This is a genomic window from Pseudomonas sp. YA1 (assembly GCF_058680555.1).
Genome location: NZ_JBZWBG010000002.1, coordinates 254,895 through 280,904 on the forward strand (window position 1 = coordinate 254,895; position 26,010 = coordinate 280,904).

Below are 26,010 nucleotides of genomic sequence, written 5' to 3' on the forward strand. Positions count from 1 at the left end.
CGCCCTGCGAGGGACGGGCGCCGCTCCGCTGAAATATCCTGCGACCTTTCCCTGTTCCGGCCCGGCAACCTATGCTGGTTTCCCGGGTCAGAGGCCCGCTCGTTTTTTGTTCCGTCTGAAAGGAGGCTCCCATGAAAAAACTGCCATTGCTGCTCGCCGCCAGCATCCTCGCCGGCTGCGGTACCCAGCAATCGACTTCGAACGCCAGCTTCGATGGTGAGGTCTTCTACCGCGAGCGTATCGCCCTGCCGCCCTCGGCGCGCCTGAGCGTGAGCCTGGAAGACGTGTCCCTGGCCGACGCCCCTTCGGTGCAGTTGGCCAGCCAGACCCGCGAGATCACCAGCCAGGTGCCGCTGGCGTTCCACCTGGAGTACGACCCGAAGCAGGTCAAGCCGGGCCACAGCTACGCGGTGAGCGCGCGCATCGAGCTGAACGGCCGCTTGCTGTTCATCAACACCACCCGCCACTCGGTGAAACTCGACGGCAGCGACCCGCAGCCCTATCGCGTGCAGGTCGAATCGGCGCGCTGAAGCACACCGCGGCAAGCCGCCGGTGCGAATCGGTGGTTCCCTCCAGTACACTCCACCTCCTATTCGCTACCGGTTGCCGATCCACCTCACGACGAGCGGCCGGATACCCCGTACGTTCCACATCAAGGACGCTGTCATGTTCCGACTCACTGCCCTCTGCGCCGGCCTGCTGCTCTCGGCCAACGCCCTCGCCCTGTCCCTCGCCGACCTGTCGCAGAACGACGCCTCCAGCGGCCTGAAGGACGCCCTGACCCAGGGCGCGCAGATCGCCGTCCGCCAGCTTGGCCAGCCGGGCGGCTTCAACAACAACCCGGACGTGCGCATCGAACTGCCCGGCAAGCTGGGCAAGGCGGCGAAGCTGATGAAGCAGTTCGGCATGGGCGCCCAGGTCGACCAGCTCGAGGCGAGCATGAACCGCGCCGCCGAGGCTGCCGTGCCGCAGGCCCAGGGCCTGCTGGTGGAGGCGGTGAAGAAGATGACCGTGGCCGACGCCAAGGGCATCCTCAAGGGCGGTGACGACGCCGCCACCGAATACCTGGACAAGTCCAGCCGCGAACAGCTGCGCGCGAAGTTCCTGCCGATCGTCAAGCAGGCCACCGACGAGGTCGGCCTGGTCAAGCAGTACAACGCCTTCGCCAGCCAGGCGGCGACCCTTGGGGTGGTCGATGCGAAGAGCGCCAACGTCGAGAGCTATGTCACCGAACAGGCCCTCGACGGGCTCTTCGAGATGATCGCCAAGCAGGAGAAGAGCATCCGCCAGAACCCGGCGGCGGCCGCCACCAGCCTGGCCAAGAAGGTCTTCGGCGCGGCCAGGTGAGTCGACGGACGGGGCGCGATCGCCCCGTCCCCTTCTCCCGTCAGGCCCGCGCCTCGTCCTTCTTCACGCGGAACCAGGCGGCATAGAGCGCCGGCAGGAACAGCAGGGTGAGCACGGTGGCGACGATCAGCCCGCCCATGATCGCCACCGCCATCGGCCCGAAGAACACGCTGCGCGACAGCGGGATCATCGCCAGCACCGCCGCCAGCGCGGTCAGCACGATGGGCCGGAAACGCCGCACGGTAGCCTCGATGATGGCGTGCCAGCGATCCAGTCCATGGCTGATGTCCTGTTCGATCTGGTCCACCAGGATCACCGAGTTGCGCATGATCATGCCGGCCAGGGCGATGGTCCCGAGCATCGCCACGAAGCCGAACGGCTGGCGGAACAGCAGCAGGAACAGGGTCACGCCGATCAGGCCCAGCGGTGCGGTGAGGAATACCATCGCCATCCGCGAGAAGCTGCGCAACTGCACCATCAGCAGGCTCAACACCACCACGATGAACAGCGGCACGCCGGCGTTCACCGAACTCTGGCCCTTCGCCGCGTCCTCCACCGTTCCGCCCACCTCCAGCAGGTAGCCGTCCGGCAGCTCGGCGCGGATCGGTTCCAGGGTCGGGGCGATCTGCGCGACCAGGGTCGCCGGCAGCGAATCGTCGTAGATATCGGCGCGCACGGTGACCGTCGGCAGGCGGTTGCGGTGCCAGATGATCCCCTCTTCGAAACCGTATTCGAGCGTGGCGATCTGCGACAGCGCCACGCTCCGGCCATTCTCGGTCGGCACCGCCAGGCTCGGCAGCAACGACAGGTCGCGACGCTCCTGCTCGGTGCCGCGCAGGAGGATCTCGATCAGCTCGTTGTCTTCGCGGAAGAAGCTCACATGCGAACCGGTCAGCGCGCTCTGCAGGAACTGCGACAGGCTGGCGGTGCTCACCCCCAGGGCACGGGCGCGCTCCTGGTCGATGCTCAGGTACACCACCTTGCTCGGCTCTTCCCAATCCAGGTGCACATTCACCACGTGCGGGTTCTCGCGCATCCTGTCGGCGACCTTGCGCGCCAGTTCGCGAACCTGCGGGATGTCCTCGCCGGAAACCCGGAACTGCACCGGATAGCCCACCGGCGGCCCGTTCTCCAGGCGACTGATGCGGCTGCGCAGGTGCGGGAAGTCCTCGTTCATCCGCTCGATCAGCCACTTGCGCAGCGCCTCGCGGCTCTCCAGGTCCTTGGCCAGCACCACCACCTGGGCGAAGCTGGCCGCCGGCAACTGCTGGTCCAGCGGCAGGTAGAAGCGGGGCGAGCCGGTGCCGACGTAGGCCACGTAATTGTCGATGCCGTCATGGCCCTGCAGCATTTTTTCCAGGCGCTGGACTTCCTCGCCGGTCGAGCGCAGCGAGGCGCCCTCGGCCAGCTTGATGTCCAGCAGCAGCTCCAGGCGCGCCGAGGGCGGGAAGAACTGCTGCGGCACCAGGCGGAACAGCAGCAGCGCGCCGACGAAGGCGGCGAGGGTCAGGACGATCACCGTCTTGCGGTAGCGCACGCACCACTCCACCAGACGCCGGAAGCGCTGGTAGAAGGCCGTTGCATAGGGATCGTAGCCGTCGGCGCTGCCGCCGTGCTTCTGCGCGTGCAGCCTGGCCAGGTCCGGCAGCAGCTTGGCCCCCAGGTAGGGAACGAAGACCACCGCGGCGAACCAGGAGACCACCAGGGCGATGGTCACCACCTGGAACAGCGAGCGGGTGTATTCGCCGGTGCCGGACTGCGCGGTGGCGATCGGCAGGAAGCCGGCGGCGGTGATCAGGGTGCCGGTGAGCATCGGGAAGGCGGTGCTGGTCCAGGCGAAGCTGGCCGCCTTGAGGCGGTCGTAGCCCTGCTCCATCTTCACCGCCATCATCTCCACCGCGATGATCGCGTCGTCCACCAGCAATCCCAGCGCCAGCACCAGGGCACCGAGGGAAATCTTGTGCAGGCCGATGCCGAAGTAATGCATGGCGGCGAAGGTCATCGCCAGCACCAGCGGGATCGACAGCGCCACCACCAGGCCGGTGCGCAGGCCGAGGGAGAAGAAGCTCACCAGCAGGACGATCACCAGCGCCTCGGCCAGCACCCGGATGAACTCGCCGACCCCGGTACGTACCGCCGCCGGCTGGTCGGACACCTTGCGCAGTTCCAGTCCGGCCGGCAGCGACTGCTGCAGGCGGGCGAACTCGGTTTCCAGGGCCTTGCCCAGCACCAGGATGTCGCCGCCCGGCTTCATCGCTACCGCCAGGCCGATGGCGTCCTCGCCCATGAAGCGCATGCGCGGCGCCGGCGGATCGTTGAAGCCGCGGCGAACCTCGGCCACGTCGCCGATGCGGAAGGTGCGGTCGCCGACGCGGATGGGGAAGTCGCGGATCTCCTCCACCGAATCGAAACGCCCGGAAACGCGCAATTGCACGCGGTCGCTGGCGGTCTCGAAGAACCCGGAGGAGGCCACCGCGTTCTGTTCCTCCAGCGCCTTCTGCACCGCCGCCAGGGGCAGGCCGAGGGTGGCCAGCTTGGTGTTGGACAGGTCGATCCAGATCTTCTCGTCCTGCAGGCCGATCAGTTCGACCTTGCCGACGTTCCTGATCCGCTGCAATTGCAGTTGCAGGCGGTCGGCATAGTCCTTCATCACCGCATAGTCGAAGCCCTTGCCGGTGAGCGCATAGATGTTGCCGTAGGTGGTGCCGAACTCGTCGTTGAAGAACGGGCCCTGGATGCTTTGCGGCAAGGTGGCGCGAATGTCGCTGATCTTCTTGCGGATCTGGTACCAGAGTTCGGGGATCTCGCTGGAATGGATGTCCTCGCGGGCCATGAAGGTCACCTGCGAGACGCCGGGGCGGGAGAAGGACACGATGCGATCGTAGTCGCCGGTTTCCATCAGCTTCTTCTCGATACGCTCGGTGACCTGCCGGGCCACCTCTTCGGCGCTGGCACCCGGCCAGTTGGTCTGCACCACCATGGCCTTGAAGGTGAACGGCGGGTCTTCGCTCTGCCCCAGCTTGCTGTAGGACAGCGCGCCAACCGCGCCAAGCAGGATCATCAGGTACAGGACGATCTGGCGATTCTGCAACGCCCAGGCGGAAAGGTTGAAGGACATGCGACTACTCCTTGGCCGCCAGTTTCACCGTGCGGTTGGCCCGGTCGATCGGACGCACCTGCTGCCCTTCGCGAAGCACCTGGACCCCGGTGGCCACCACCCAGTCGCCAGCCTTCAGGCCTTCGAGCACCGGCACCCGGTCCTCGGCATAGGGACCGGTGCGCACCGGCTGCCGGCGCAGGGTCGAGCTGCCCGGTTCGACCACCCAGACGAACGCCTGGCCGGCCTCTGCGGTCAGCGCCGACAAGGGAACCGATAACGGCACCGCCTCGGCGGCGGCGACGTAGACCCGGGCGCTCTGGCCCAGTTCGGCCGGAGTCGCGCGGTCGTCGAAGGCCACCCGGGCGGCGAAGGTACGCGATTGCGGATCGGCCGCGGGCGAGAGTTCGCGGATATGCCCGGCAAAGCGTCTGTCGCGTTGCGACCAGAGTTCGACCGACACCGGCTGGCCGATGCGGAAACGTTCGAAGCTGTGTTCCGGCAGGCCGATCAGCACCTCGCGCTCGCCGTCGGCGGCCAGGCTGAAGACCGTCTGCCCGGCCGCCACCACCTGGCCCACCTCGACGCGCCGGCTGGCGATCACGCCATCCTGGGGCGAGCGCAGCACGGCGTAGCCGGCCTGGTTGTCGGCGACGTTGAATTCGGCGCGGATCTGCTTCAACCGCGCCTCGCCGGCGCGGTAGCTGTTCTGGATGTTCTCGAACTGGGAATGGCTGACCAGGTTGCGGTCGAGCAAGGTGCGGTAGCGCCGGTACTCGGCGCGCACGGTCTGCAGGTTGGCCTCGGCGGCACTGACCTGGGCCCGCGCCGCCTCCAGTTGCAGGCGCACGTCCTGGGGATCGAGTTCGGCCAGGGGCTGGTCCTTCTTCACCCGCTCGCCGACTTCCACCAGCCGGCGGATGACCTTGCCGCCGATGCGGAAGGCCAGCTCAGGCTCGTGGCGGGCGCGGATCTCGCCGGGAAAGGCCTGGCTCACCTCCCCCGCCGGCTGGGGCTGGACGACGATCGCCGGACGCGCCGCGGCTGGCGGCGGCGTGCCGTTGCCGCAGGCGGCGAGGAACAGGGAGGAAAGCAGGGACAGGGCGACGAGCGGGATATGGCGGTACATGTGACACCTTCCGCAAACTGCGTTCGAGTTCTTATACTGGGCGGTATAGTAAAAATACAGAACCCATCAGTCCAGTATTTCAATTGTATAAGCGCATGTCAGAACCCACCTCCTCCGTCGGTCCCGGCCGGCCCAAGGACCCGGCCAAACGGGAAGCCATTCTCGAGGCGGCCAAGCGCCTGTTCCTCTGCAACGGCTACGACGGCAGCAGCATGGAAGCCATCGCCTCGGAAGCCGGCGTTTCCAAGCTCACCGTCTACAGCCACTTCACCGACAAGGAAACCCTGTTCAGCGAAGCGGTGAAGGCCAAGTGCGCCGAGCAGCTTCCCGCCCTGTACTTCCAGCTGGCCGAAGGCGCGCCGCTGGAAAAGGTCCTGCTGAATATCGCCCGCGGCTTCCACCGGCTGATCAACAGCCACGAGGCGATCGCCCTGACCCGCCTGATGGCCGCGCAGGCCGGGCAGAACCCCAAGCTTTCCGAGCTGTTCTTCGAGGCCGGGCCGAAGCAGGTGATCGACGAGATGGAACGCCTCCTCGAGCAGGCCCGCCGCAGCGGCAAGCTGGCGTTCCCGGACGCGCGCCACGCCGCCGAACACTTCTTCATGCTGGTCAAGGGCTGCGCCAATTACCGTCTGTTGATCGGCTGCGCCGAACCGCTGGACGAGGCCGAAGGCGAGCGGCACGTGGAAGAAGTGGTGGCGCTGTTCCTGCGCGCCTTCGCCGCGGGCGGCTGACGCGGCTCAGGCGCGACGGCGGAAACGCACCCGCGCTCGCTGCGGACGCAGGGAAAACCAGCCGCGCGGCGCCAGGTCGCCGTCGTGCATGATGTCCCAGTGCTCGACCCAGTAGGCCAGCGCCGCCGCCAGATCGATCATCGCCATCGCGGTGCCGGGGCAGGCGCGGTCGCCGAGGCCGAAGGGGAAGTAGGCGCCGCGCGGCCAGCGCGCCGGTTCGAGGAAGCGCTCGGGACGGAACTCCAGCGGCGCCTCGAACCAACGGGGATCGCGCTGGGTGATCCAGCTCGAGACCATGGTCACGTCGCCGCGCTTCAGCCGCTGGCCGAACACCTCGATGTCCGCCGTCACCTGCCGCGGCGCCAGGCCGTAGGCCGGCGGGTACAGGCGCAGGCACTCCTGCAGGACCGCCCTGAGCAGCGCGCAATCGCGCAGGTCGGCGACCGAGCGGATCGCCGTCCAATTCACCCCCGCCAGCTCGGCGCGTAGCCGCGCGAGCAACTCGGGACGCTGGGCCAGCAGCAACAGGCTCCAGGTCAGGGTCACGCCGGTGGACTGGTGGGACGCCATGAGCAGGGTGCAGAGTTCATCGCGTAGGTCCGCCAGCGGCCGCGGCGAGCGCTCCGCCACCTCGCCCACCGCCTCGCGCAACTGGCCCAGCGCCCAGCGCTTGCGCGGACACAGTTTGCTCGGGAACCAGTGGCCCAGCGGCAGGCCGGTGCTCATTTCCAGCAATGCCACCCGCGACAGCAGGCGCACCGCCTTGGCGATCCGATAGGCCGACGGTTGCAGGTCGACGTCGAACAGCGCGTGACCGCTGAGGGTGACGCTGAACGCAGCCATTTCCAGGTCGAGGTCGTATTCTCGCCCCTCCTCCACCCGCTCGCCCCACTCCGCGGCCAGGCGGCGAACCTCGCTGGCCGGCGGCGGCGCCAGGTGCGGCCGTACCTCCTTGCGCCGGGCCTGGGCGGGGGCGCCCTCACGCATCATGAAGCTGCGCCCGTTCCACTGTTTCAGCATGCACAGCGCCGGCTGCCAGCGTTGCAGGTCATCGCGGCGATCGACCATCAATTCCTGCACCGCCTGCGGATGGAACAGGCACCAGAGGCGCTGCGGGCCCATGCGGGCGACCGCGAGGTCCGGCTGCGCGACGTGCATCTTCTGCAACCAGGCCAGCGGATCGCGCTGCATCTCCAGCCAGTGGCGGGCGCCGGCACGCCCGTCGTTGGCCCAGGGCAGGTGCGCCAGGCGCCGGCGAATCGGACAATCGATGGTCTGCTGCATGCTCGCCGCCTCCCTGCGGTGTCGACACTCAGCCCTTGCCCAGGGCCTTCTTCGGGTAGATGTCGTAGCGGCTGGACTTGCCTTCCAGGCTATAGCCGGGCTTGGGCCCTTCGATGATCGGCGCCTTGCGCGGGCGCTTCACCACCACCCGGTGGCTGGCCAGGGCCAGGGCCGCCTGCAACAGCGCCGGAGCGTCGAGATCGTCGCCCACCAGCGGCCGGAACAGACGCATTTCCTTCTTCACCAATGCGCTCTTGTCGCGATGGGGAAACATCGGGTCGAGGTAGACCACCTGCGGCGCCTCGCCGTCCCAGGCGCGCATCAGGTCCGCCGAGTTGCCGCCGAGCAGACGCATCCGCGCGGCGATCGGCGCCACGTCGGGATCGCGCCCGGCGCGCTCCAGGCCATCCTCGAGCAGAGCGGCGATCAGCGGCTGGCGCTCGACCAGGGTTACCTCGCAACCCAGGCTGGCGAGGACGAACCCATCCCGGCCCAGGCCGGCCGTGGCATCCAGGACGCGCGGGCGGATGCCTGGCTGGACGCCGACCGCCTTGGCGATCATCTGCCCGCTGCCGCCGCCGAACTTGCGCCGGTGGGCGCTGGCGCCTTCGACGAAATCGACCCGCACCGGACCGGGGGAGTCCGCCCCCAGTTGCAAGACCTGCAAGCCCTGCTCGCCGACCTGCACGGCGAACTCCGCCTCGTCGTCCGCCGCCAACGGCAGGCCGAGCCGCTCCGCCCAGCGCCGCGCAGCCTCGGCGCAATCGGCGGACAGGGCTTGGACATGCAGGCGAGGAGCGGCGGAATCGGTCATGGTCGGGCAATCGTCGTGGAAAGCGCGGATTTTGCCAGAGTTGGCCCGCGCGCGCTCACCGGCAGACCTTCCATAGGCCCATGTCGAGGTGGAAGTGATCCCGGTGGGCGGCATTGTAGTCGGGCCCCAGCACCGCATTGAAACTGGCGCAGGCGCCGTCCCGCACGCGGCGCAGGAAGCGCCCGTCGGCGCCCTGGTCGGCCCAGTCCGTGGCCAGGCGGATTCGCCTCCCGCCGGCCAGGCGGAAGCCGCTGATGTCCAGGGCATTGGCCGAAGCATGCTGGCTGCGCCGGCCGTTCTCGCGGTTGTAGACGTTGCGGCAGGCGAAGCTGCCGATATGCTCGACCCGCGTCAGCGGCTGGCCATAGATATCCAGGGCTGCCGGTTGCAGCACGTGGCGCTCGAACAATGCATAGCTCACTGCCAACGGGCAACTGGCGAGGAAGCTGCTGCTCAACTCCAATGCCGCCCCACGCACGCGCAGGCTGTTGCTCAACGGGCAGGTAGCCGATGGCGGATCGTCGGCGACCCGCTGGTAGCGCAGTTGCGAGGTGGCCAGGGCGGCGTCACAGAGGCTCCGGTCGTCGGCCAGCCGCCATAGCTTGTAGCGGGTCAGCAGGTTCGGCGGTTCGCGCACGTCCAGCGGCAGCCAGGGATTCCAGCGCGCCGGCAGATCGAGCCACTGGTAGCGCAGGGCGCCGACGGCCCCCGCCAGCAGCAATGGCAGCAACCAGGCCAGGCGGCGCACGGGTTCAGCGGAACAGGTCGTTGATACGGTCGAAAGGCATCGCCGCACGGGTCGCTTCCAGGTCGCGCCGCGCCAGCGCCTGCGCCGCCTCATGGAAAGCGCCGAAGGCGACCCGGGCAAGGTTCGAGCCCAGGCTCACGCGCTTGACGCCGAGGGCTTCCAGCTCGTCCAGCGACAGCTCCAGGCGCGGCGAACCGACCAGTACGTTGACCGGCTTCGGTGCCACCGCTTCGAGCACCGCGACGATCTGTTCGCGGCGGTTCAAGCCAGGCGCGTAGAGCACATCGGCGCCGGCATCGGCATAGGCGCGCAGGCGCCGCAGGGTGTCGTCGAGATCCTCGCGACCATGCAGGAAATTCTCCGCGCGGGCGCAGAGGGTGAACGGGAATGGCAACGCACGGGCCGCCTCGACCGCGGCAGCGACCCGCTCCAGCGCGGCGGAGAACTCATAGATGGGCTGTCCGGCGCGCCCGCTGGCATCCTCGATGGAACCACCGACCAGGCCGGCCTCGGCGGCCAGGCGGATGGTCGTGGCGCAGTCTTGCGGAGCATCGCCGTAGCCGTTTTCCAGGTCGGCGGCGACCGGCAGATCGGTGGCGGCGACGATCGCCCGGGCGTTTTCCAGCGCCTCGGTCCGGCTCACCGCGCCTTCCGCATCGCGCCGGCCCAGAGAGAACGCCAGGCCGGCGCTGGTAGTGGCAAGGGCGTCGAAGCCGAGGCTGGCGAGCATCTTCGCCGAACCGGCATCCCAGGGATTGGGCAGGACCAGCATGCCGGGCCCCTGGTGCAGATCGCGGAAACGTTCGGCGCGTTGGCGTTGGCTGGTCATGGCGGCGGGCTCCGTGGCGGGGAAAGGACTCCCTAGCCTAGGCGCAGGCCGGCGGAGCGTCGAGCACCGGCTCAGAGCAGGCCCAGTTGCTCCACTTCCGGGGCCGGGATCGGCTCGGGTAGCGTCGGCAAGCCTGGCAGCCGCTGGCCCAGCAGCGCATGGAAACGCTGGGCCTGCTGGGCCGCCAGGTGATTGTCGGGGGTATGCAGGAATACGTATGGAGTCAGGCCGGCCTCGATCCAGTCGGCCACCTTGTCGACCCAAGGCAAAAGGAACACCTCGTTGGCCGGCAGGTCGGGACCGCCGATGAAACGCACCTGCGGCGTATCGCTGAAGGCCGCCGGACGGATCGGCAGGCGCGGCTTCTTCGATTGGGCGTGGAGCACCGCCGGATCGTCCGAACGGCAACTGAACAGCGCCCGCGAATCCAGGCAGATGCGCTCCACGCCACGCTCGCGCAGGTGGCGGTTGAGCAGGCGCTCGTCCTCGCCTTTATCGAAGAACGCCGGGTGGCGTACTTCCACGGCAATCCGTCGCGGACTCAGCTCATCGAGGAAATACAGCAGTTCGCCCAGGCGCTGCGGGGTGAACGCCGCCGACAGTTGCAGCCACAGCGGGCTAACCCTTTCGCCAAGCGGCGCCAGCAGCTCGAGGAAGTCGCCGGCGGCCCCGAGCCGTTCGCGCAGGTCGCCTTCGTGACTGATATCGCGGGGAAACTTGGCACAGAAGCGGAACCCCGCCGGCATCGTCTCGGCCCAGCGCCGCACGGTTTCCGCCGAAGGCCGGGCATAGAAGGTGGTATTGCCCTCGACCGCGTTGAAGATGCCGCCGTAGTGTCCGAGGTAGTCGGCGGAACGCAATTCGCGCGGATAGAAGCTGCCGCGCCAGGCCGCCTCGTTCCAGGATGGACAACCGAGGAAATAAGGAAGGGAAACCACGGCAGCGCAGGGAGCCGCTCAGGCGTAGAGGTCGAGGCCGAGGACATCCTCGGCGCCGGCGTCGATGTTGAGGCTGGCGGTGGAGTTGTAGCTGGCCAGGGCCATCGCCGCATGGCTGCTTACCGGGCGCTGGAACGCCAGCAGGTCGCGGGCGCTCACCGGCAGGCTGTCGCCGCCCGCCGAACTGGCCTGGACCTTGCGCGCCTGCGGCGCCTGCTCGAAGCCCTGGCTGCCGGAAACCGGCGCCGGCTGCTCGCGCCGCGCCTCGACCTCGCGCTGCACGTCGCGATACGGCGTGACCGCGGAGCCCGGTCGGGCGCTGCGCTCCAGCGGCAACGAAGAGGAAGAAAGTCCGTCGATACGCATGATCAAAACCCGGGGAAGTCTCCACACTCTAGCCAGCCCCGAAAGGCTTGGCAATTACCGCTGCGCGGCATTTTCAGGGCGCTTTTTTCGGCGTCGCCACGTTGTCGCGCAGGTACACCGGCAGCGCCTGTTCCGCCTCCACGCCTTCGCCGCGCGCCCAGGCGAAGCCGGCCAGGCTGAGCAAGTCCTCGGCATGCGGCAGCAGGCTCGCGTCCAGCGCGGCCGGGCGCTGCGGCATGCGCTCGACGTAGCCCCAGCCGGTGCCGGCGCCGAACCAGTCCGCGGCAGCGGCGTCCCACGGTACGGCGACCCGCTCGGGCGGCAGTACCGCTTCGCTGCCGGCCAGGCGCATCTCGCCCTGTTGCAACTGGTAGCAACCCCAGTAGACCTCGTCCATCCGCGCGTCGATGGCCGCGGCGACCCGCTCCGCACCCTGCTCGCGGTAGGCCCGCTGGGCCAGGATCGCCAGGTCGGAGACCGCCAGTACCGGGCGCTGCAGGGCGAAGGCCAGGCCTTGGACCACGCCGATGGCGATGCGCACGCCGGTGAAGGCGCCCGGACCGCGCCCGAAGGCGATGGCGTCCACCGCGGACAGGGCGACGCCGGCCTCGTCGAGCAGGTCGCGGACCATCGGCAGCAGGCGCTGGGCGTGCAGGCGCGGGATCACCTCGTAGTGACTGAGCGCCCGCCCCTCGTGGAGCAGGGCGACGGAGCAGGCTTCGGTGGAGGTATCCAGGGCCAACAGAGTGGACATCGACGGTTCCGCGTGGTGAAAAAGACGCCGATTGTACCAGCCTTCGCCGCCCCGGAAACGCCGACGGCCCGCAAGCGGGCCGTCGGTGCTACAGCGCTGCGGATCAGCTCAGGGCCGAAAGCACTTTCGCGGTGATCTGCTCGACCGAGCCGACGCCGGCGATGCTGTGGTATTTCGGGGTGCCTTCGGCGGCCGACAGCTTCTGGTAGAAGTCGACCAGCGGCTTGGTCTGCGAATGGTAGACCGACAGGCGGTGACGCACGGTCTCTTCCTTGTCGTCCTCGCGCTGGATCAGCTCTTCGCCGGTAACGTCGTCCTTGCCGGCGACCTTCGGCGGGTTGTGCTCGGTGTGGTACACGCGGCCGGAGGCCGGATGCACGCGACGACCGGCGATACGCGACACGATCTCCTCGTCGTCGACGGCGATCTCGACCACGTGGTCGATGGTCACGCCGGCGTCCTTCAGCGCTTCGGCCTGCGGGATGGTCCGCGGGAAGCCGTCGAACAGGAAGCCCTTGGCGCAATCGGCCTCGGTGATGCGTTCCTTGATCAGGGCGATGATGATGTCGTCGGATACCAGGCCGCCGCTGTCCATCACGCCTTTCACCTGCTGGCCGAGCGGGCTGCCGGCCTTGACTGCGGCGCGCAGCATGTCGCCGGTGGAGATCTGCGGAATGCCGAACTTCTCGGTGATGAACCGTGCCTGGGTGCCTTTGCCGGCACCGGGTGCCCCGAGCAGAATCACACGCATCGATATGCTCCTTAGAATTGGTAAGCGAAAGTCTGGATCCGCCTCGTGGGGCCAATCTCGTATTTGCAGGAAACGGCACTGTATGGCGCCGAAAAGGCTGTCCAAGATACACAGCGCCCCCCCACCGCACAAGACACCGAAAGTTGCCCCCCGCCTTCCCTCATCCGGTGTTGCGCAGTCCGGCGGCGACCCCCGCGACCGTCACCAGCAGCGCCTGCTCCAGGCCGCCGCAGGCGTCGCCCCGGCAGCGCCGCGAACGGGCCAGAAGCTCAGCCTGGAGCAGGTGCAGCGGGTCTAGATAGCTGTTGCGCACGCTGATCGACTCGCGGGTCTCGCTGGCGTGGGCGAGCAGCAGCGACTGCCCGGTCAGTCCCAGCACCACGCGCACCGCCTGCGACAATAGGTCGCGTAAACGACGCCCCAGCGGACGCAGCTCGAGCGGCACTAGACGTTCGTCGTAGAGCCGCGCGATATCCGCGTCGGCCTTGGCCAGGACCATTTCCAGCATGTCGATGCGGGTGGTGAAGAACGGCCATTGCTCGCGCATCTGCCCGAGCAGCGCGCCCTCGCCACGCTCGATGGCGTTCAGCAAGGCGGTCTCCCAGCCAAGCCATGCCGGCAGCATCAGACGCGTCTGGGTCCAGGCGAAGATCCAGGGAATCGCCCGCAGGCTCTCCACCCCGCCTTCGCGGCGCTTGGCCGGGCGGCTGCCCAGCGGCAGACGGCCCAGTTCCTGCTCGGGCGTGGCCAGGCGGAAATACTCGACGAACTGCGGATCGTCGCGCACCACCCTGCGGTAGGCCAGCAGCGCGTCCTTCGCCAGGCGGTCCATCTGCGCGCGCCAGGCCGGCTCGGGAGCCGGCGGCGGCATCAGGGTCGCCTCCAGCACTGCGGCGAGGTAGAGATTGAGGTTCTGTTCGGCGATGTCCGGCAAGCCGAACTTGAAGCGGATCATCTCGCCCTGTTCGGTGACCCGGAAGCGCCCGGCCACCGAACCCGGTGGCTGCGACAGGATCGCCGCGTGGGCCGGCCCGCCGCCGCGGCCGACGGTGCCGCCGCGGCCATGGAAGAGCAGCAGCTCGACCTCGTGCTGGCGGCAGATCTCCACCAGTTTCTCCTGCGCCCGGTACTGCGCCCAGGCCGCCGTGAGAGTACCGGCGTCCTTGGCCGAATCGGAGTAGCCGATCATCACTTCCTGCACCCCGGAGAGCCGCGAACGGTAGCCCGGCAGCGTCAGCAGGCGCTCCATGCAGGGGCCGGCGTTGTCCAGGTCGTCGAGGGTCTCGAACAGCGGCACCACGCGCATCGGCCAGTCGACGCCGCTTTCCTTGAGCAGTAGTTGCACTGCCAGCACGTCGGACGGCTGGCCGGCCATCGAGATCACGTAGGAACCCAGCGACGCCGGTGGCGCGGCGGCGATCGCCCGACAGGTGGCGAGCACCTCGGCGGTATCCGCCGAAGGCTGGTAGTGCGCCGGCAGCAGGGGGCGGCGGCTGTTCAGTTCCTCGAGAAGGAATTCCAGGCGGGTCTTCTCGTCCCACTCGTCGTAGCTGCCCAGCTCCAGGTACTCGGTGATCTCGCTCAGCGCGGCGGCATGGCGGGCCGAGTCCTGGCGCACGTCCAGGCGTACCAGGAACAGGCCGAAGGTGGCGGCGCGGCGCAGGCAGTCGAGCAACGCGCCATCGGCGATCACGCCCATGCCGCAGGCGTGCAGCGACTCGTGGCACAGTTGCAGCGGCTCGACCAGGTCGCGGTTGTGCTCCAGGACGCCCTCCGCGGCCGGCACCTCGCCGGCCAGGGCCTGGTGGGTCCAGTTGCGGGTCACGCGCAGGCGCTCGCGCAATTGCTTGAGCAGGGCGCGATAGGGCTCGGCGCTATCGCCGACCCGCGCCAGCAGCTGCGGCGAGGCCTGCTGCATGGACAGCTCGGCGGCCAGTCGGTCGATATCGCGCAGGTACAGGTCGGCGGCCATCCAGCGCGCCAGCAGCAGGACCTCGCGGGTCACGCTGGCGGTGACGTTGGGATTGCCGTCGCGGTCGCCCCCCATCCAGGACGCGAAGCGCAGCGGCGCGGCGGTCAACGGCAGGCGTTCGCCGGTGCTGCGCAGGAGTACCTCGTCGACATGCCGAAGGACGTTCGGCAAGGCCTGCCAGAGAGAATGCTCGATCACCGCGAAGCCCCATTTCGCCTCGTCCACCGGGGTCGGCCGGACCTTGCGGATCTCGTCGGTATGCCAGGCCTCGGCCACCAGCCGCTGCAGGCGCTGCTGGATGCGACTGCGCTCCTCCGGCAGCAGGTCGGCATGGTCCTTGGCCGCCAGCTGCGTGGTGATCGCATCGTATTTCTGGATCAGCGTGCGCCGCGCCACTTCGGTGGGATGGGCGGTCAGCACCAGTTCGATCTCCAGCCCGGCGAGCTGGCGAGCCAGTTGCCCGGGGGCATGCCCGGCGTCCTTGAGACGCCCCAGCAGCTCTTCCAGCACCAGGTTCTCGAAGGGTTCCGGCTCGTTCGGCCGGCGCCGGCGGATACGATGGTATTGCTCGGCGATATTGGCCAGGTTGAGGAACTGGTTGAAAGCCCGTGCCACCGGCAGCAGTTCGTCTTCCTCGAGCCCGTCGAGGGTGGCGGTGAGCTGCTGGGCGCCCTCCGCGGAACCGCGGCGGGCAGCCTTGGCGCCCTTGCGGATCAGCTCGATCTTGTCGAGGAACCGCGGGCCGTACTGCTCGCGGATGGTGTCGCCGAGCAATTCGCCCAGTTGGTGGACGTCCTCGCGCAGGCGCGCATCGATTTCCGGCATGACCTGTCTCCACTGCGGGTGGGAAACCAGCTTGGCTCAGGCGCCCCCGCGCTTACAAGCCCGCAGGGTGCCAGTACGGCGCCGCCGGGCCGGAAGCGAGGCTGCCGGCGCCGATCGGGTCTAGTCTGAAGGAAGTGCCCGCACCGAGGCACGGCCCCACGAGGGCCCCCCAGCACGCCCGCCACGACCGGGCTGAAGAGGTCAGCATGAAGATCCGTGAGCTTGTCCGCCATTGGGAACACACCGCCAAGGGCCGCATGGCCCGCAACCACTACAGCATCCCGCTGGACGTCGAAAGCGCCGCGCGCCTCGCCGCGCTGCACGAGATGTATCCGCGGCGCAGCGTCGAGGAACTACTGGGCGAGCTGGTCGGCGCCGCCCTGGAAGAACTGGAGGCGAGCTTTCCCTACGTGAAGGGGAGTCAGGTGGTGGCCACCGACGAACAGGGCGATCCGCTCTATGAGGATGTCGGCCCTACCCCACGCTTCCTGTCGCTCTCGCGCAAGTACCTGCACGAACTGGTCGCGCAACAAGACACCTCCAGTCACTGAGCGCGACTTCAGCCATGCCGGCGGTGCACGCCGGGGACGTGCATGTGCCCGGCCTCGGCGCATTCCTCGGCGATCGGCGACAGCGGCGCGGGCTGCTCCAGTTCGCGGAGGATGCCGCAGGCCTGGCTGTTGCCGGCGACCGTACAGCGTGAGCCGAGATCCTGCAGTTGCTCGCGCAATGCCTGGAGTTCGGCGATGCGCACCTCGACGTGATGCAGGTGCTCGTCGATCAGCCGGTTGGCGGTGCCGCAATCCGCCTCGGGACGGTCGCGCAACGCCAGCAGGGTACGGATTTCCTCCTGGGTCATGTCCAGCGAGCGGCAGTGACGGATGAACGACAGGCGCTCGACATGCGCCAGGGTGTATTGCCGATAGTTGCCTTCGCTACGCGCGGGCTCGGGCAACAGTCCTTCGCGCTCGTAGTAGCGGATGGTCTCCACCGGGCAACCGGTTCTCTTCGCCAGCTCACCGATCTTCATGCCAACCCTCCTCCAATCGCCGACGCGGCTACCCGAATTGGCAGTACCGCTTGACTCTGTAGTTGCTACAGGGTGTGCAATCGCACCCAACACGTCAAACGGGAATTGTTTCCATGAGCCACGAACACGCCGACACTTGCTGTCACGGTCACGGACATGATCATGGGCACCGCCACGCGCCTCGCCCGGCGGTGGCCGCCATCGGAACCCTGGCCGGCAACGCCGAGTTGCGCTGGAGCGACCTGCGCATCGAAGCGATGGACTGCCCGACCGAGGAACGCCTGATCCGCGACGCCCTCGGTCGCCAGCCGGCAGTGGAGTCGCTGGAATTCAACCTGATGCAGCGCCTGCTGCGCGTCCAGCATCGCTTCGACAGCGTCGAGCCGCTGCAGAAGCTGATCGCCGGCCTCGGCATGCAAGCGGTGCCGCTGGATGCCGGCGAAAATACCGACGGCCCCTCGCAAGCGCCGGCGAAACCCTGGTGGCCGCTGGCCCTGGCCGGCGCGATGGCGCTGGCCTCGGAGATCGTCGAATGGTTCGGCCTGGCGCCGGACTGGGTGGTCGCCGGCCTCGCCCTGCTGGCCATCCTCGGCGCCGGCCTGCCGACCTACCGCAAGGGCTGGATCGCCCTGAAGAACCGCAACCTGAACATCAACGCCCTGATGAGCATCGCCGTGACCGGCGCCGTGCTCATCGGCCAGTGGCCGGAAGCGGCGATGGTCAGCGTGCTGTTCGCCATCGCCGAACTGATCGAGGCGAAGTCCCTGGATCGCGCGCGCAACGCCATCCGCGGCCTGCTGCAACTGGCTCCGGAACAGGCCACGGTACTGGTCGGCGGCGAATGGAAGGAACTGCCGGCCAAGCAAGTGGAACTGGAAGCCACCGTGCGCGTGAAGCCCGGCGAACGCATCGCCCTCGACGGCGAAGTGACCAGCGGCCGCTCCAGCGTCAACCAGGCGCCGATCACCGGCGAAAGCCTGCCGGTGGAGAAGGAGGTCGGCGAGCCGGTGTTCGCCGGCAGCATCAACGGCGAGGGCGCGCTGGAGTACCGCGTCACCCGCCGCGCCGACGACAGCACCCTGGCCCGGATCATCCACGCCGTGGAGGAAGCCCAGGGTTCCCGCGCACCGACCCAGCGTTTCGTCGACAGTTTCGCCCGCGTCTACACCCCGGTGGTATTCCTCATCGCCCTCGCCACCGCGGTGCTGCCGCCGCTGCTGTTCGGCGGCGCCTGGCTGGACTGGATCTACCGCGCCCTGGTGCTGCTGGTGATCGCTTGTCCCTGCGCGCTGGTGATCTCCACCCCGGTGACCATCGTCAGCGGCCTTTCCGCCGCGGCGCGCCTGGGCATCCTGATCAAGGGCGGGGTGTTCCTCGAACTCGGGCGCAAGCTGTCCTGGGTCGCCCTCGACAAGACCGGCACCATCACCCATGGCAAACCGCAACAGACCGACTACCTGCCGATCGCGGAGGCTGACGGGACGGATGCACGCCTGCTCGCCGCCAGCCTGGCCGCGCGTTCCGACCACCCGGTATCGCGCGCCGTGGCCAACGCAGCGGAAGAAGACGGCCTTGCCCTGGGCGTGGTCGAGGACCTCGCCGCCCTGCCGGGACGAGGCGTCAGCGGACGCATCGACGGCGTCCTCTACCACCTCGGCAACCATCGCCTGGTGGAGGAACTGGGCCTCTGCTCGCCGGCCCTGGAAGAGCGCCTGGACGCCCTGGAGCGCCAGGGCAAGACGGTCATCGCGCTGTGCGATCCGCAGCGCGTGCGGGCCCTGTTCGCCGTCGCCGACGGGGTCAAGGACAGCAGCCGCGAGGCGATCCGCGAGCTGCACGCGCTGGACGTGAAGACCCTGATGCTCACCGGCGACAACCCGCACACCGCAGCCGCCATCGCTGCCCAGGTAGGCATCGACGCAGCTCGCGGCAACCTCCTGCCGGAGGACAAGCTGCGTGAAGTGGAAGCGCGCCAGGCCGACGGCTCGCGGGTCGGCATGGTCGGCGACGGGATCAACGACGCGCCGGCCCTGGCCCGCGCCGACATCGGCTTCGCCATGGGCGCGGCGGGCACCGACACGGCCATCGAGACCGCCGGCGTCGCGCTGATGGACGACGACCTGCGCAAGTTGCCGCAATTCGTCCGGCTGTCGCGCACCACCCACGCGATCCTGGTCCAGAACATCACCCTGGCCCTGGGCATCAAGGCGGTGTTCCTCGCCCTTACCCTGGCCGGCGAAGGCACCCTGTGGATGGCGGTATTCGCCGACATGGGCGCCAGCCTGCTGGTGGTGTTCAACGGTCTGCGACTGTTGCGCAAGCGTTTCTGAAAGGCCCCACTGGCCTCCTCCAGCCCCACTCAGGTGGGGCTTTTTTCTGCCCTGGGAAAAGCACAAGCAGGCGATGGCGTACCTGCTGGGAACGCTGCCGTGGTTGCCCGCTTCACGGTCGAAAGCCCCGTACGACGGGCTTTCATGACGAGCGACGGCGTTCCGCGACCACGCCGGAAGCCGACTGTTCAGTCAGAAAATTTCAGATTTTTTTTTGAACCCCTGAACCAGCGGGGGAGTCACTAAAAGTACATGGCCAATCGCCAAGCCCCTGAAACAGAGGCCTGGCAGAGGCTTGCTCAGTGAGCAGGAAGAAAAGACCGGAGGGCCGGAAACGCGCCCACGGTAATGGCCAGAGATGAAAGCCAAGGAATCAGCATCCCTGTCAGAGGAAATTTCCCATGGAGCAAAAAGCGATGAGCAAGCAACACACCGGTTCCCTGCGTGGCCTCAAGCTGGCCCTGCTGGCCGTAGGCAGCAGCCTGGTCCTGGCCGGCTGCGCCGGCAACCCGCCGACCGAGCAGTTCGCCGTGACCGAGTCCGCGGTGAATAACGCGGTAAGCGCCGGCGGCCCGGAATATGCCCCGGTCGAGATGAAGTCCGCCCAGGACAAGCTGAGCCAGGCGCGCATCGCCATGAACGACAAGGAATACGACCAGGCCAAGCGCCTGGCGCAGCAGGCCGAGTGGGACGCCCGGGTCGCCGAGCGCAAGACCCAGGCCGCCAAGGCGCAGAAAGCCGTGAAGGATGCCCAGCAGGGCGTCATGGAACTGCGTGAGGAAGGCATGCGCGATACGCAGCACTAAGCCGGATTCCGCCCTTCTTTCGTCGATTCGTGATTAAGGATGACCCCTATGCGTAAGTACATTGCCCTCCCCGCCGTATCCCTGCTGGCCCTGGCGCTGGCCGCCTGCTCCACGCCGCCGAACGCCAACCTGGAACAGGCCCGCAGCAACTTCTCCGCGCTGCAGTCGCAGCCCGACGCGACCAAGGTCGCGGCCCTGGAAACCAAGGACGCCGGCGACTGGCTGGCCAAGGCCGACAAGGCCTACCAGGATGGCGAAGACCAGCGCGACGTGGACCAACTGGCCTACCTGACCAACCAGCGCATCGAACTGGCCAAGCAGACCATCGTCCTGCGCAATGCCGAGGCGCAGTTGCAGAACGCCTCCGCCCAGCGCGCCCAGGCCCGCCTCGACGCGCGCACCGCGCAACTGGACAAGCTGCGTAGCCAGTTGAATGCCAAGCAGACCTCGCGCGGCACCATGGTGACTTTCGGCGACGTGCTGTTCGATCTCGACAAGTCCGACCTGAAGCCCGGCGCCATGCGCAACATCCAGCAACTGGCCGAGTTCCTCCAGCAGAACCCGGAACGCCAGGTGATCGTAGAGGGCTACACCGATAGCACCGGTTCCGCCAACTACAACCAGCGCCTGTCCGAGCGTCGTGCCGACTCGGTGCGCATGGCCCTGCTCAGCCGCGGCATCAGCCCGGAACGCGTAGCCACCCGTGGCTACGGCAAGGAATATCCGGTGGCCAGCAACGGCACCAGCTCCGGCCGTGCCATGAACCGTCGGGTGGAAGTCACCATTTCCAACGACGCCAAGCCGGTCGCGCCACGCTCCTCCGTCAGCGGCTGATAGGCCCTACGGAAGCCAAAAGCCCCGCCATCCGGCGGGGCTTTTTCATGGGCGTGGCCCGAGCTTTCCAGGTATCAGCGGGCCACAGGCCGCTCGCCGAGCAAGCGCTGGTAGCGCTCGGCCATCGAGCTATCGAAGGCAACCAGGACGATTTCCTCCAGGCTGCTGTGCGCCGGGCGTTGTCGGCAGACCTCTTCGACGGCGATGGCCGCGGCCTGCTCCAACGGATAGCCGTAGATGCCGCAGCTGATGGCGGGGAACGCGACGCTGGCCGCCCCGGCCTGCTCGGCCAGCGCCAGGCTGCGCCGGTAGCAGCTGGCCAGCAGCTCCGCTTCGCCGTTGTCGCCGCCGCGCCAGACCGGGCCGACGGTGTGGATCACGTGGGCCGCCGGCAGACGGAACCCGCGGGTGATCTTCGCCTCGCCGGTCTTGCAACCGTGCAGCAGGCGGCAGGCCGCCACCAGCTCGGCACCGGCGGCGCGGTGGATGGCGCCGTCGACCCCGCCCCCACCGAGCAGCGAGGAGTTCGCCGCGTTGACGATGGCATCCACCGCAAGACGGGTGATGTCCCCCTGCCAGACGCGGACCTCGGTCATTTCACTTCCTGCGGGACTTCCTGTCCGGCGCAGCGCACGGCGTGCTTCCTGTTGTCCACCAGCACGCCGGAAAGGCCCTTCTGCTCGGTGTCGAACAGCACCAGGACGCCATCGATGCACTGCGCGACCTGCTTGGCCGGCTCCAGGGACAGCTTCACATCTTCGCCGGGCAGGCTCTTCAGCATGGTGAAGTCGGCCAGCAACAGGGCGTCCTGCGGCTTGGCGAAATGCAGGTAGCCGTAGTACCAGAGCACGCCGACGGTGACGAAGATGGTACCGATGCCGGTCAGGATGCAGGGGAGTACGTTACGGTCGCTCATGGATTGCCTTCGGGTTTCGCGGATTCGCGGTTCGGGATTTCGGCCAGCCGGCGCAGGCCGGTGAAGCCATGGGGATCGTCGAGGAAGCGCAGCATCACTTCCTGCCAGGTCGCTTCGGCGAAGGTCTGCACGTGGCCGCCTCGGGTCAGTTGCAGGACCTTCGGCGGCCGCGCCTGGCGGTACAGGGCGATGCCGTTCTCGAGGGGCACAATGGTATCGTCGATACTGTGAAAGAACAGCATGGGTGCGCCAGAAAGCCGCGCCATCGAATGGATGGCGCTGTCGTCGTCGGGCACCAGCCAGGACAGCGGCACCTGCAGCGGCCAGGTCAGCCAGGAACCGTCCAGCATGTGCCGGCCGATGCCGCGGTAGCTCGCCGGTACCCCGTCGAACACCAGCGCCTTGAACTGGCCCTGGCGCTGCGGATGCTCGACCAGGTAGTGGATCGCCAGCGCGCCGCCGAGACTCTGCCCCAGCAGCACGCGCTCGGTGCCCTTCACCTCCGGCGCCTGGTCGAGCCAGGCGAACGCCGCGTCGATGTCGCGGTAGACCTCCGGCAGTCCCGGCTCGCCCTCCGACTGGCCGTAGCCGCGATAGTCGAGCATCAGCACCTGGTAGCCCTCGGCGGGCAGCCACCAGGTGCCGCCGAGGTGCCAGGACAGGTTGCCGCCGTTGCCGTGCAGGTAGAGCACGGTGCCTTTCACCGGCACGCCTTTCTTCGCCGGCAGCCACCAGGCGCGCAGGCGCACGCCGTCGGCGGTGGTCAGGGTGACGTCGCGGTACTCCAGCCCGGCGCGCGCCGGGGTGATCTGCACCACCGGCTCGGGATAGAACAGCAGCGAACTGCAACCACCGAGGAACAGCGCGCCGAGTACCAGCAGCGGGATCAGCAGGCGCTTCATCCGTTGTTGGTCCTTACCTCTTCGCGGGCGCGAAAGGTGGCGTCGTAGATGCGCCCGGCCAGGCGCGAGAACGGCAGGCTCTGCAGCCAGACGGTGCCGCTGCCCTTGAGGGTGGTCAGCAGCAATCCTTCGCCGCCGAACAGCATGCTCTTCAGGCCGCCGGCCAGTTGTACGTCGTAGTCGATGCCGTCGGTGAAGGCCACCAGGCAACCGGTGTCGACCCGCAGCGTCTCGCCATTCAACTGGCGGCGGATCAGCGTGCCGCCGGCGTGGACGAAGACCAGGCCATCGCCCTCGAGCTTCTGCAGGATGAAGCCCTCGCCGCCGAAGAAACCGGCGCCCAGGCGCTTGGCGAAGGCGATGCCGACCCGGGTGCCATAGGCCGCGCAGAGGAACGAGTCCTTCTGGCAGAACAGGCGCCCGCCGACATCGTCCAGGTCCACCGCCACCACGCTGCCCGGATAGGGCGCGGCAAAGGCCACGTGCTGCTTGCCCTGGCCTTCGTTGGTGAAGTGGGTCATGAACACCGACTCGCCACCGAGCTTGCGCTTGCCGGCGCTCCACAGCTTGCCCAGCAGGCTGCCGTCGGAGCCGTCGCCCATCCGCGCGGTGAAGCGGATGTCGCCGGTCATGTAGTTCATCGCCCCGGCCTCGGCGATCACGGTTTCCCCAGGATCGAGTTCGATCTCCACGGTCTGCATGGATTCGCCGAGGATGCGGTAGTCGAGTTCGTGGCTGGCCATCGCCGTTCTCCTTGCTTGCCGGCCGACCGCCCGCGCGCACCGGGAAAGACCGGCACGGCGGGGAACGGTCAGAGGATGTTCGCGTAGTCCGCTTCGATGCGGTCCAGGCTGAGGTGGTTGAGGAAGTTCGAGAAGCACATCCAGGCCGACAGCGCGTTGAGGTCGCGGAACTGCGGCGGCAGGTACTTCGGCGGCGCCACCAGGCCCTCGTCCACCAGTTGGCGCAGGGTGCGCATGTCTTCCAGGGTGGTCTTGCCGCAGAACAGCAGGGGGATCTGTTCGAGCTTGCCCTTGCGCACAGCGAGCTGGATGTAGTTGTAGATGAGGATGAAGCCCTTCAGGTAGGACAGGTCCTTGGTGAACGGCAGGCCATCCGGGGTCGAGCCGCGGAAGACCCGGCTGGCATTCTGGTAGCTGTCCTCCAGGCTGTAGCCCTGCTCGCGGTAGAAGTGGAACACGTCGAGGAAATCGGCGCCCTCCTCGGCCATGTGGATCGCCCGGGTGCGATTGGTCAGCTTGCGCAGGCGGGTCGGGTAGGAGGCGAAGGCGATCACCTCCATCAGGATCGCCAGGCCTTCCTGGGTCACGGTGGAGGACGGCGGCCCCTTGGCGAGGAAGGTGCAGATCGGCTGGCTCAGGCCGTTCAGGGTGGTGCCGACGTGCACCAGGCCCTCGTGGACCTCCAGCGCGCGCACGTCGCGCTCGTTGAACAGGGCGTCGGCGCGCACCTTGATGTAGTCGGCGCCGGCCGCCGCGTCGGCGACGATGCCGTCGGACTCGAACACGCGGATGGTGCCCTCCTCCTCGCCGAACACGGTGTTCAGCCGCGCCTGGAGGATCGGCACGACCTCCTTGGCGGTCAGGGTCTTGGGTTCGTCCTTGAGATCGCCGCGGTCGGCGATGTTGTTCAGGTAGTCAGAGAGCATCAGGCCGAGGTCGGCCAGGGTCGGATCACCGGCATGGAAGGCGTCCGAGGCCGAGCCGTAGAGTTCCTGGGAGATCAGCCCGAGGTCCGGGGTGCCGCGCGCCTCGAGCATGCGGATGACCATCCGGTATTCCTTGCACATCCGCCGCATGATCTGCCCGACCGGGTTGAACTGGCCCAACTGGCGGGTGATGTCGCGCTCGATGTTCTGGAATTCCTGCTTCTTGGCGCTGGCGTCGAAGGCCAGCGGGCGGCTGTCGTAGTAGCCGCGGTCGACCTTCGGCGCATGCTTGCCGCGGCCCTTGAGGAAGTCCTGGCGGATCCCGTCGTCCCATTTGATCGCATCCAGCACGCGGATCGGCGTCTGCGCCTCGACGATGCGATCGGACAGGGAGCGGATGATCTTCTGATAGTCGTTCTGCGCCTTGCGCTGGCTCATCGGCAATCTCATTGGGTGACCCGCTGGAAGCGGGCGGCCTCGACGAACACGTCGGAGTTGGCGGGATCGTTCAGGTAGGCGAAGACCTTCGCCAGCGGGCTGCGCACCAGCGCGCCCTTGCCCTGCTCGCTGTCGACGGTCTCGCCGTCGAGCTGGCCGGCGCCGAGGTCCTCGACGATGCGCTCGACGTCGAGGTTGTAGATCACCAGTTCGTCGCCGTCGGTGATCTCGAAGCCGGCGATGACGAAGTTGCCGCCCAGGCTCTTCGGCAGGCCGGCTGACAGGTACCAGCGCTTGCCCTGGTGGGAGACGGTGAAGCCGTAGTCCTCCAGGCTCTCGGTATTGTCCTTGCTGTCCACGTAGCTGAGCGCGCGGTAGACATTGCTGCCGGAACGGGTGATCTCCAGGAATTGTTCTTCCTTCCACTCGTTCTCGCGGCTCCAGGTCCCGAGCAGGTGGCTCGGCGCCGCCTCGCGCGGCGGTATCGGCTCCTTGAAGGTGACCAGGCAACCGCCCAACAGCAGGAAACTCAGGACCACCAGGCAACGCCAGGCTTTCATCACACGCTCCTTAGGAACCCTCCGCAACCTGCGACCGGCTGGCCGAGGGAAGGTTCGGGTATGAAAAACCCCGCCATGGCGGGGTTGACGCTCAGGTCACAGGCCCATGACCAGATTCAGGTACCGTCTGAGTATGGCGCGCATTTCGTCCACGGCCAGTTGCTCGACCCCGTCCACGAGGCCCTGATATTCCATCTGCAGAATAATCGACGTCAACACCTTGGCGTCCTGCTCGGGCTGCCCGGAACCGAGCACCTGGAAGAAATGCACGGCGCCGAGGGAGAGGATCCGCTGGTGGGCATCGGCCAGTTCGCGCAGGCGCGGGTTGAGCAGCGCCTCCTGGCGGAAGGCCTGTTCGGCCAGCAGGTGCTCGCGGCGCTCGGTGAGCTGGACCTGGACATACTGCACGGCCAGCTCGACGATCCGTTCCACCAGCGAGCCACGGGCGCCGGGGTCGTCGGCCAGTACCGCGGCCATCTCCTGGAGGTCGCCCTCCACGCTGCTCCAGAACGCCGACAGCGCCTCTGCGTTGCGTTCGACGAAGAGGGCGAAGGTGTCGGTGATGAGATCGTCGATGTCCTTGAAGTAGTAGGTGGTGGCCGACAACGGCACCTGGGCCTCGGCGGCCACCGCGCGGTGGCGCACGGCCCGTACGCCGTCGCGGACGATCAGGCGCATGGCGGCATCGAGAATCGCCTGGCGCCGCTGCTCGCTGCCCTGGCGGCTGGCCTTGCGGCCCTGGTAACGAACGCTTTCGGCTACCGCGCTGGCGGCCTGCGCGGCGCTGTCTCTGGGAGCTACTCGGGACACGGTGTTTCCTCCGCTCGCGGACGATGGGGCATTGTTCGGACTTTTTCGCGTGGAATCAATCGGCCGCTACCGGGGAATCTCCGATCCCACCCGCACCTCCCGTGGTCAGCCGGCGGATCGGCGGCTA

At 67.9% G+C, this 26,010-nt stretch carries 26 protein-coding genes; 7 read left to right on the forward strand and 19 right to left on the reverse strand.

Annotated elements, in window-relative coordinates:
• The first annotated feature begins 131 nt into the window (after positions 1-131).
• On the forward strand, positions 132-530 hold the full coding sequence (locus tag AC4OR5_RS03525; RefSeq protein WP_003119337.1) for a YbaY family lipoprotein: 399 nt from the start codon (positions 132-134) through the stop codon (positions 528-530).
• Positions 531-666: 136 nt separating this feature from the next.
• Positions 667-1,347, forward strand: coding sequence for a DUF4197 domain-containing protein (locus AC4OR5_RS03530; RefSeq protein ID WP_058161238.1), 681 nt, complete (start codon positions 667-669; stop codon positions 1,345-1,347).
• Between the two features lie 40 nt (positions 1,348-1,387).
• Here the strand turns inward: AC4OR5_RS03530 and mexK are convergent, their stop codons facing one another.
• Together mexK and mexJ are read right to left on the reverse strand one after the other, a co-directional pair.
• Positions 1,388-4,465: a multidrug efflux RND transporter permease subunit MexK gene (gene mexK / locus AC4OR5_RS03535; RefSeq protein WP_003129911.1), complete on the reverse strand. Its 3,078-nt coding sequence runs from the start codon at positions 4,463-4,465 to the stop codon at positions 1,388-1,390.
• A gap of 4 nt (positions 4,466-4,469) precedes the next feature.
• Entirely contained in the window at positions 4,470-5,573 is a 1,104-nt protein-coding gene (mexJ, locus tag AC4OR5_RS03540; protein WP_003129909.1) for a multidrug efflux RND transporter periplasmic adaptor subunit MexJ, read from the reverse strand.
• 95 nt (positions 5,574-5,668) lie between these two features.
• Here mexJ and mexL point away from each other — a divergent pair, with 95 nt between their 5' ends.
• Positions 5,669-6,307, forward strand: coding sequence for an efflux system transcriptional repressor MexL (gene mexL / locus AC4OR5_RS03545; RefSeq protein ID WP_003098648.1), 639 nt, complete (start codon positions 5,669-5,671; stop codon positions 6,305-6,307).
• Between the two features lie 6 nt (positions 6,308-6,313).
• Here mexL and AC4OR5_RS03550 read toward each other — a convergent pair whose 3' ends face one another.
• From AC4OR5_RS03550 to ppc, 9 genes are all read right to left on the reverse strand, one after another.
• Positions 6,314-7,591: a cytochrome P450 gene (locus tag AC4OR5_RS03550; RefSeq protein WP_010793367.1), complete on the reverse strand. Its 1,278-nt coding sequence runs from the start codon at positions 7,589-7,591 to the stop codon at positions 6,314-6,316.
• Positions 7,592-7,619: 28 nt separating this feature from the next.
• The gene (locus AC4OR5_RS03555) at positions 7,620-8,405 is read right to left on the reverse strand and encodes a class I SAM-dependent methyltransferase (protein ID WP_009876931.1); all 786 of its coding nucleotides are present in this window, start codon (positions 8,403-8,405) and stop codon (positions 7,620-7,622) included.
• A gap of 55 nt (positions 8,406-8,460) precedes the next feature.
• Complete coding sequence (locus AC4OR5_RS03560) at positions 8,461-9,153, reverse strand: extensin-like domain-containing protein (protein ID WP_023115118.1); 693 nt, start codon at positions 9,151-9,153, stop codon at positions 8,461-8,463.
• A 4-nt stretch (positions 9,154-9,157) separates the two neighbouring features.
• A complete protein-coding gene (locus AC4OR5_RS03565) occupies positions 9,158-9,982 on the reverse strand; it encodes an isocitrate lyase/PEP mutase family protein (RefSeq protein WP_003129903.1) in 825 nt (274 codons plus the stop codon).
• A gap of 71 nt (positions 9,983-10,053) precedes the next feature.
• On the reverse strand, positions 10,054-10,920 hold the full coding sequence (locus AC4OR5_RS03570) for a DUF72 domain-containing protein (protein ID WP_058161240.1): 867 nt from the start codon (positions 10,918-10,920) through the stop codon (positions 10,054-10,056).
• Positions 10,921-10,938: 18 nt separating this feature from the next.
• Positions 10,939-11,286 (reverse strand): hypothetical protein, encoded by a 348-nt coding sequence (locus tag AC4OR5_RS03575; protein WP_003098661.1) that lies wholly within the window; start codon positions 11,284-11,286, stop codon positions 10,939-10,941.
• A 73-nt stretch (positions 11,287-11,359) separates the two neighbouring features.
• A complete protein-coding gene (gene tsaB, locus AC4OR5_RS03580; RefSeq protein ID WP_003092483.1) occupies positions 11,360-12,040 on the reverse strand; it encodes a tRNA (adenosine(37)-N6)-threonylcarbamoyltransferase complex dimerization subunit type 1 TsaB in 681 nt (226 codons plus the stop codon).
• 103 nt (positions 12,041-12,143) lie between these two features.
• Positions 12,144-12,791, reverse strand: a complete 648-nt coding sequence (gene adk / locus AC4OR5_RS03585; RefSeq protein ID WP_003092485.1) for an adenylate kinase — start codon at positions 12,789-12,791, stop codon at positions 12,144-12,146.
• 160 nt (positions 12,792-12,951) lie between these two features.
• Positions 12,952-15,588, reverse strand: coding sequence for a phosphoenolpyruvate carboxylase (gene ppc, locus AC4OR5_RS03590; protein WP_058161241.1), 2,637 nt, complete (start codon positions 15,586-15,588; stop codon positions 12,952-12,954).
• A 206-nt stretch (positions 15,589-15,794) separates the two neighbouring features.
• On the opposite strand from ppc, the gene AC4OR5_RS03595 reads away from it, so the two are divergent.
• On the forward strand, positions 15,795-16,139 hold the full coding sequence (locus tag AC4OR5_RS03595) for a hypothetical protein (RefSeq protein ID WP_003092488.1): 345 nt from the start codon (positions 15,795-15,797) through the stop codon (positions 16,137-16,139).
• A gap of 8 nt (positions 16,140-16,147) precedes the next feature.
• On the opposite strand, the gene cadR is transcribed toward AC4OR5_RS03595, so the two are convergent.
• Positions 16,148-16,618, reverse strand: a complete 471-nt coding sequence (gene cadR, locus AC4OR5_RS03600; RefSeq protein ID WP_010793370.1) for a Cd(II)/Pb(II)-responsive transcriptional regulator — start codon at positions 16,616-16,618, stop codon at positions 16,148-16,150.
• A 113-nt stretch (positions 16,619-16,731) separates the two neighbouring features.
• On the opposite strand from cadR, the gene AC4OR5_RS03605 reads away from it, so the two are divergent.
• The 3 genes from AC4OR5_RS03605 to lptF all read left to right on the forward strand — a co-directional run bounded on the left by AC4OR5_RS03605 (position 16,732) and on the right by lptF (position 20,588).
• Positions 16,732-18,948, forward strand: coding sequence for a heavy metal translocating P-type ATPase (locus AC4OR5_RS03605; protein WP_003117471.1), 2,217 nt, complete (start codon positions 16,732-16,734; stop codon positions 18,946-18,948).
• Positions 18,949-19,349: 401 nt separating this feature from the next.
• Positions 19,350-19,754 (forward strand): DUF4398 domain-containing protein, encoded by a 405-nt coding sequence (locus tag AC4OR5_RS03610; protein WP_003092495.1) that lies wholly within the window; start codon positions 19,350-19,352, stop codon positions 19,752-19,754.
• Between the two features lie 48 nt (positions 19,755-19,802).
• Positions 19,803-20,588 carry a lipotoxin F family OmpA-related lipoprotein LptF gene (gene lptF, locus AC4OR5_RS03615; RefSeq protein ID WP_003092499.1) on the forward strand — a complete coding sequence of 262 codons (786 nt, stop codon included), beginning with the start codon at positions 19,803-19,805 and terminating at the stop codon, positions 20,586-20,588.
• Positions 20,589-20,662: 74 nt separating this feature from the next.
• Here the strand turns inward: lptF and AC4OR5_RS03620 are convergent, their stop codons facing one another.
• From AC4OR5_RS03620 to AC4OR5_RS03650, 7 genes are all read right to left on the reverse strand, one after another.
• Positions 20,663-21,184, reverse strand: a complete 522-nt coding sequence (locus AC4OR5_RS03620) for an O-acetyl-ADP-ribose deacetylase (RefSeq protein ID WP_003092502.1) — start codon at positions 21,182-21,184, stop codon at positions 20,663-20,665.
• Positions 21,181-21,504 carry a PA3694 family proteiin gene (locus AC4OR5_RS03625; RefSeq protein ID WP_003092509.1) on the reverse strand — a complete coding sequence of 108 codons (324 nt, stop codon included), beginning with the start codon at positions 21,502-21,504 and terminating at the stop codon, positions 21,181-21,183. Before AC4OR5_RS03625 ends, AC4OR5_RS03620 begins: the two co-directional genes overlap by 4 nt.
• On the reverse strand, positions 21,501-22,406 hold the full coding sequence (locus AC4OR5_RS03630; protein ID WP_058161242.1) for an alpha/beta hydrolase: 906 nt from the start codon (positions 22,404-22,406) through the stop codon (positions 21,501-21,503). Before AC4OR5_RS03630 ends, AC4OR5_RS03625 begins: the two co-directional genes overlap by 4 nt.
• The gene (locus tag AC4OR5_RS03635; protein WP_003092512.1) at positions 22,403-23,149 is read right to left on the reverse strand and encodes a TIGR00266 family protein; all 747 of its coding nucleotides are present in this window, start codon (positions 23,147-23,149) and stop codon (positions 22,403-22,405) included. Before AC4OR5_RS03635 ends, AC4OR5_RS03630 begins: the two co-directional genes overlap by 4 nt.
• A gap of 68 nt (positions 23,150-23,217) precedes the next feature.
• Positions 23,218-24,513 carry a flavohemoglobin expression-modulating QEGLA motif protein gene (locus tag AC4OR5_RS03640; protein WP_003092515.1) on the reverse strand — a complete coding sequence of 432 codons (1,296 nt, stop codon included), beginning with the start codon at positions 24,511-24,513 and terminating at the stop codon, positions 23,218-23,220.
• Positions 24,514-24,521: 8 nt separating this feature from the next.
• Positions 24,522-25,073, reverse strand: a complete 552-nt coding sequence (locus tag AC4OR5_RS03645) for a hypothetical protein (RefSeq protein ID WP_022579728.1) — start codon at positions 25,071-25,073, stop codon at positions 24,522-24,524.
• Between the two features lie 96 nt (positions 25,074-25,169).
• On the reverse strand, positions 25,170-25,883 hold the full coding sequence (locus tag AC4OR5_RS03650; protein WP_003092520.1) for a TetR/AcrR family transcriptional regulator: 714 nt from the start codon (positions 25,881-25,883) through the stop codon (positions 25,170-25,172).
• Positions 25,884-26,010: the final 127 nt, after the last annotated feature.

Bases quoted from the DNA above. Each gene is read 5' to 3' on its own strand.
- AC4OR5_RS03610 (WP_003092495.1), top strand. From the start codon at position 19,350: ATGGAGCAAAAAGCGATGAGCAAGCAACACACCGGTTCCCTGCGTGGC.
- AC4OR5_RS03530 (WP_058161238.1), top strand. From the start codon at position 667: ATGTTCCGACTCACTGCCCTCTGCGCCGGCCTGCTGCTCTCGGCCAAC.
- AC4OR5_RS03555 (WP_009876931.1), bottom strand. From the start codon at position 8,405: ATGACCGATTCCGCCGCTCCTCGCCTGCATGTCCAAGCCCTGTCCGCC.
- lptF (WP_003092499.1), top strand. From the start codon at position 19,803: ATGCGTAAGTACATTGCCCTCCCCGCCGTATCCCTGCTGGCCCTGGCG.
- ppc (WP_058161241.1), bottom strand. From the start codon at position 15,588: ATGCCGGAAATCGATGCGCGCCTGCGCGAGGACGTCCACCAACTGGGC.
- mexL (WP_003098648.1), top strand. From the start codon at position 5,669: ATGTCAGAACCCACCTCCTCCGTCGGTCCCGGCCGGCCCAAGGACCCG.
- AC4OR5_RS03575 (WP_003098661.1), bottom strand. From the start codon at position 11,286: ATGCGTATCGACGGACTTTCTTCCTCTTCGTTGCCGCTGGAGCGCAGC.
- mexJ (WP_003129909.1), bottom strand. From the start codon at position 5,573: ATGTACCGCCATATCCCGCTCGTCGCCCTGTCCCTGCTTTCCTCCCTG.
- AC4OR5_RS03630 (WP_058161242.1), bottom strand. From the start codon at position 22,406: ATGAAGCGCCTGCTGATCCCGCTGCTGGTACTCGGCGCGCTGTTCCTC.
- mexK (WP_003129911.1), bottom strand. From the start codon at position 4,465: ATGTCCTTCAACCTTTCCGCCTGGGCGTTGCAGAATCGCCAGATCGTC.
- AC4OR5_RS03635 (WP_003092512.1), bottom strand. From the start codon at position 23,149: ATGGCCAGCCACGAACTCGACTACCGCATCCTCGGCGAATCCATGCAG.
- AC4OR5_RS03525 (WP_003119337.1), top strand. From the start codon at position 132: ATGAAAAAACTGCCATTGCTGCTCGCCGCCAGCATCCTCGCCGGCTGC.
- AC4OR5_RS03645 (WP_022579728.1), bottom strand. From the start codon at position 25,073: ATGAAAGCCTGGCGTTGCCTGGTGGTCCTGAGTTTCCTGCTGTTGGGC.
- adk (WP_003092485.1), bottom strand. From the start codon at position 12,791: ATGCGTGTGATTCTGCTCGGGGCACCCGGTGCCGGCAAAGGCACCCAG.
- AC4OR5_RS03605 (WP_003117471.1), top strand. From the start codon at position 16,732: ATGAGCCACGAACACGCCGACACTTGCTGTCACGGTCACGGACATGAT.
- AC4OR5_RS03550 (WP_010793367.1), bottom strand. From the start codon at position 7,591: ATGCAGCAGACCATCGATTGTCCGATTCGCCGGCGCCTGGCGCACCTG.
- AC4OR5_RS03595 (WP_003092488.1), top strand. From the start codon at position 15,795: ATGAAGATCCGTGAGCTTGTCCGCCATTGGGAACACACCGCCAAGGGC.
- AC4OR5_RS03640 (WP_003092515.1), bottom strand. From the start codon at position 24,513: ATGAGCCAGCGCAAGGCGCAGAACGACTATCAGAAGATCATCCGCTCC.
- AC4OR5_RS03625 (WP_003092509.1), bottom strand. From the start codon at position 21,504: ATGAGCGACCGTAACGTACTCCCCTGCATCCTGACCGGCATCGGTACC.
- cadR (WP_010793370.1), bottom strand. From the start codon at position 16,618: ATGAAGATCGGTGAGCTGGCGAAGAGAACCGGTTGCCCGGTGGAGACC.
- AC4OR5_RS03620 (WP_003092502.1), bottom strand. From the start codon at position 21,184: ATGACCGAGGTCCGCGTCTGGCAGGGGGACATCACCCGTCTTGCGGTG.
- tsaB (WP_003092483.1), bottom strand. From the start codon at position 12,040: ATGTCCACTCTGTTGGCCCTGGATACCTCCACCGAAGCCTGCTCCGTC.
- AC4OR5_RS03565 (WP_003129903.1), bottom strand. From the start codon at position 9,982: ATGACCAGCCAACGCCAACGCGCCGAACGTTTCCGCGATCTGCACCAG.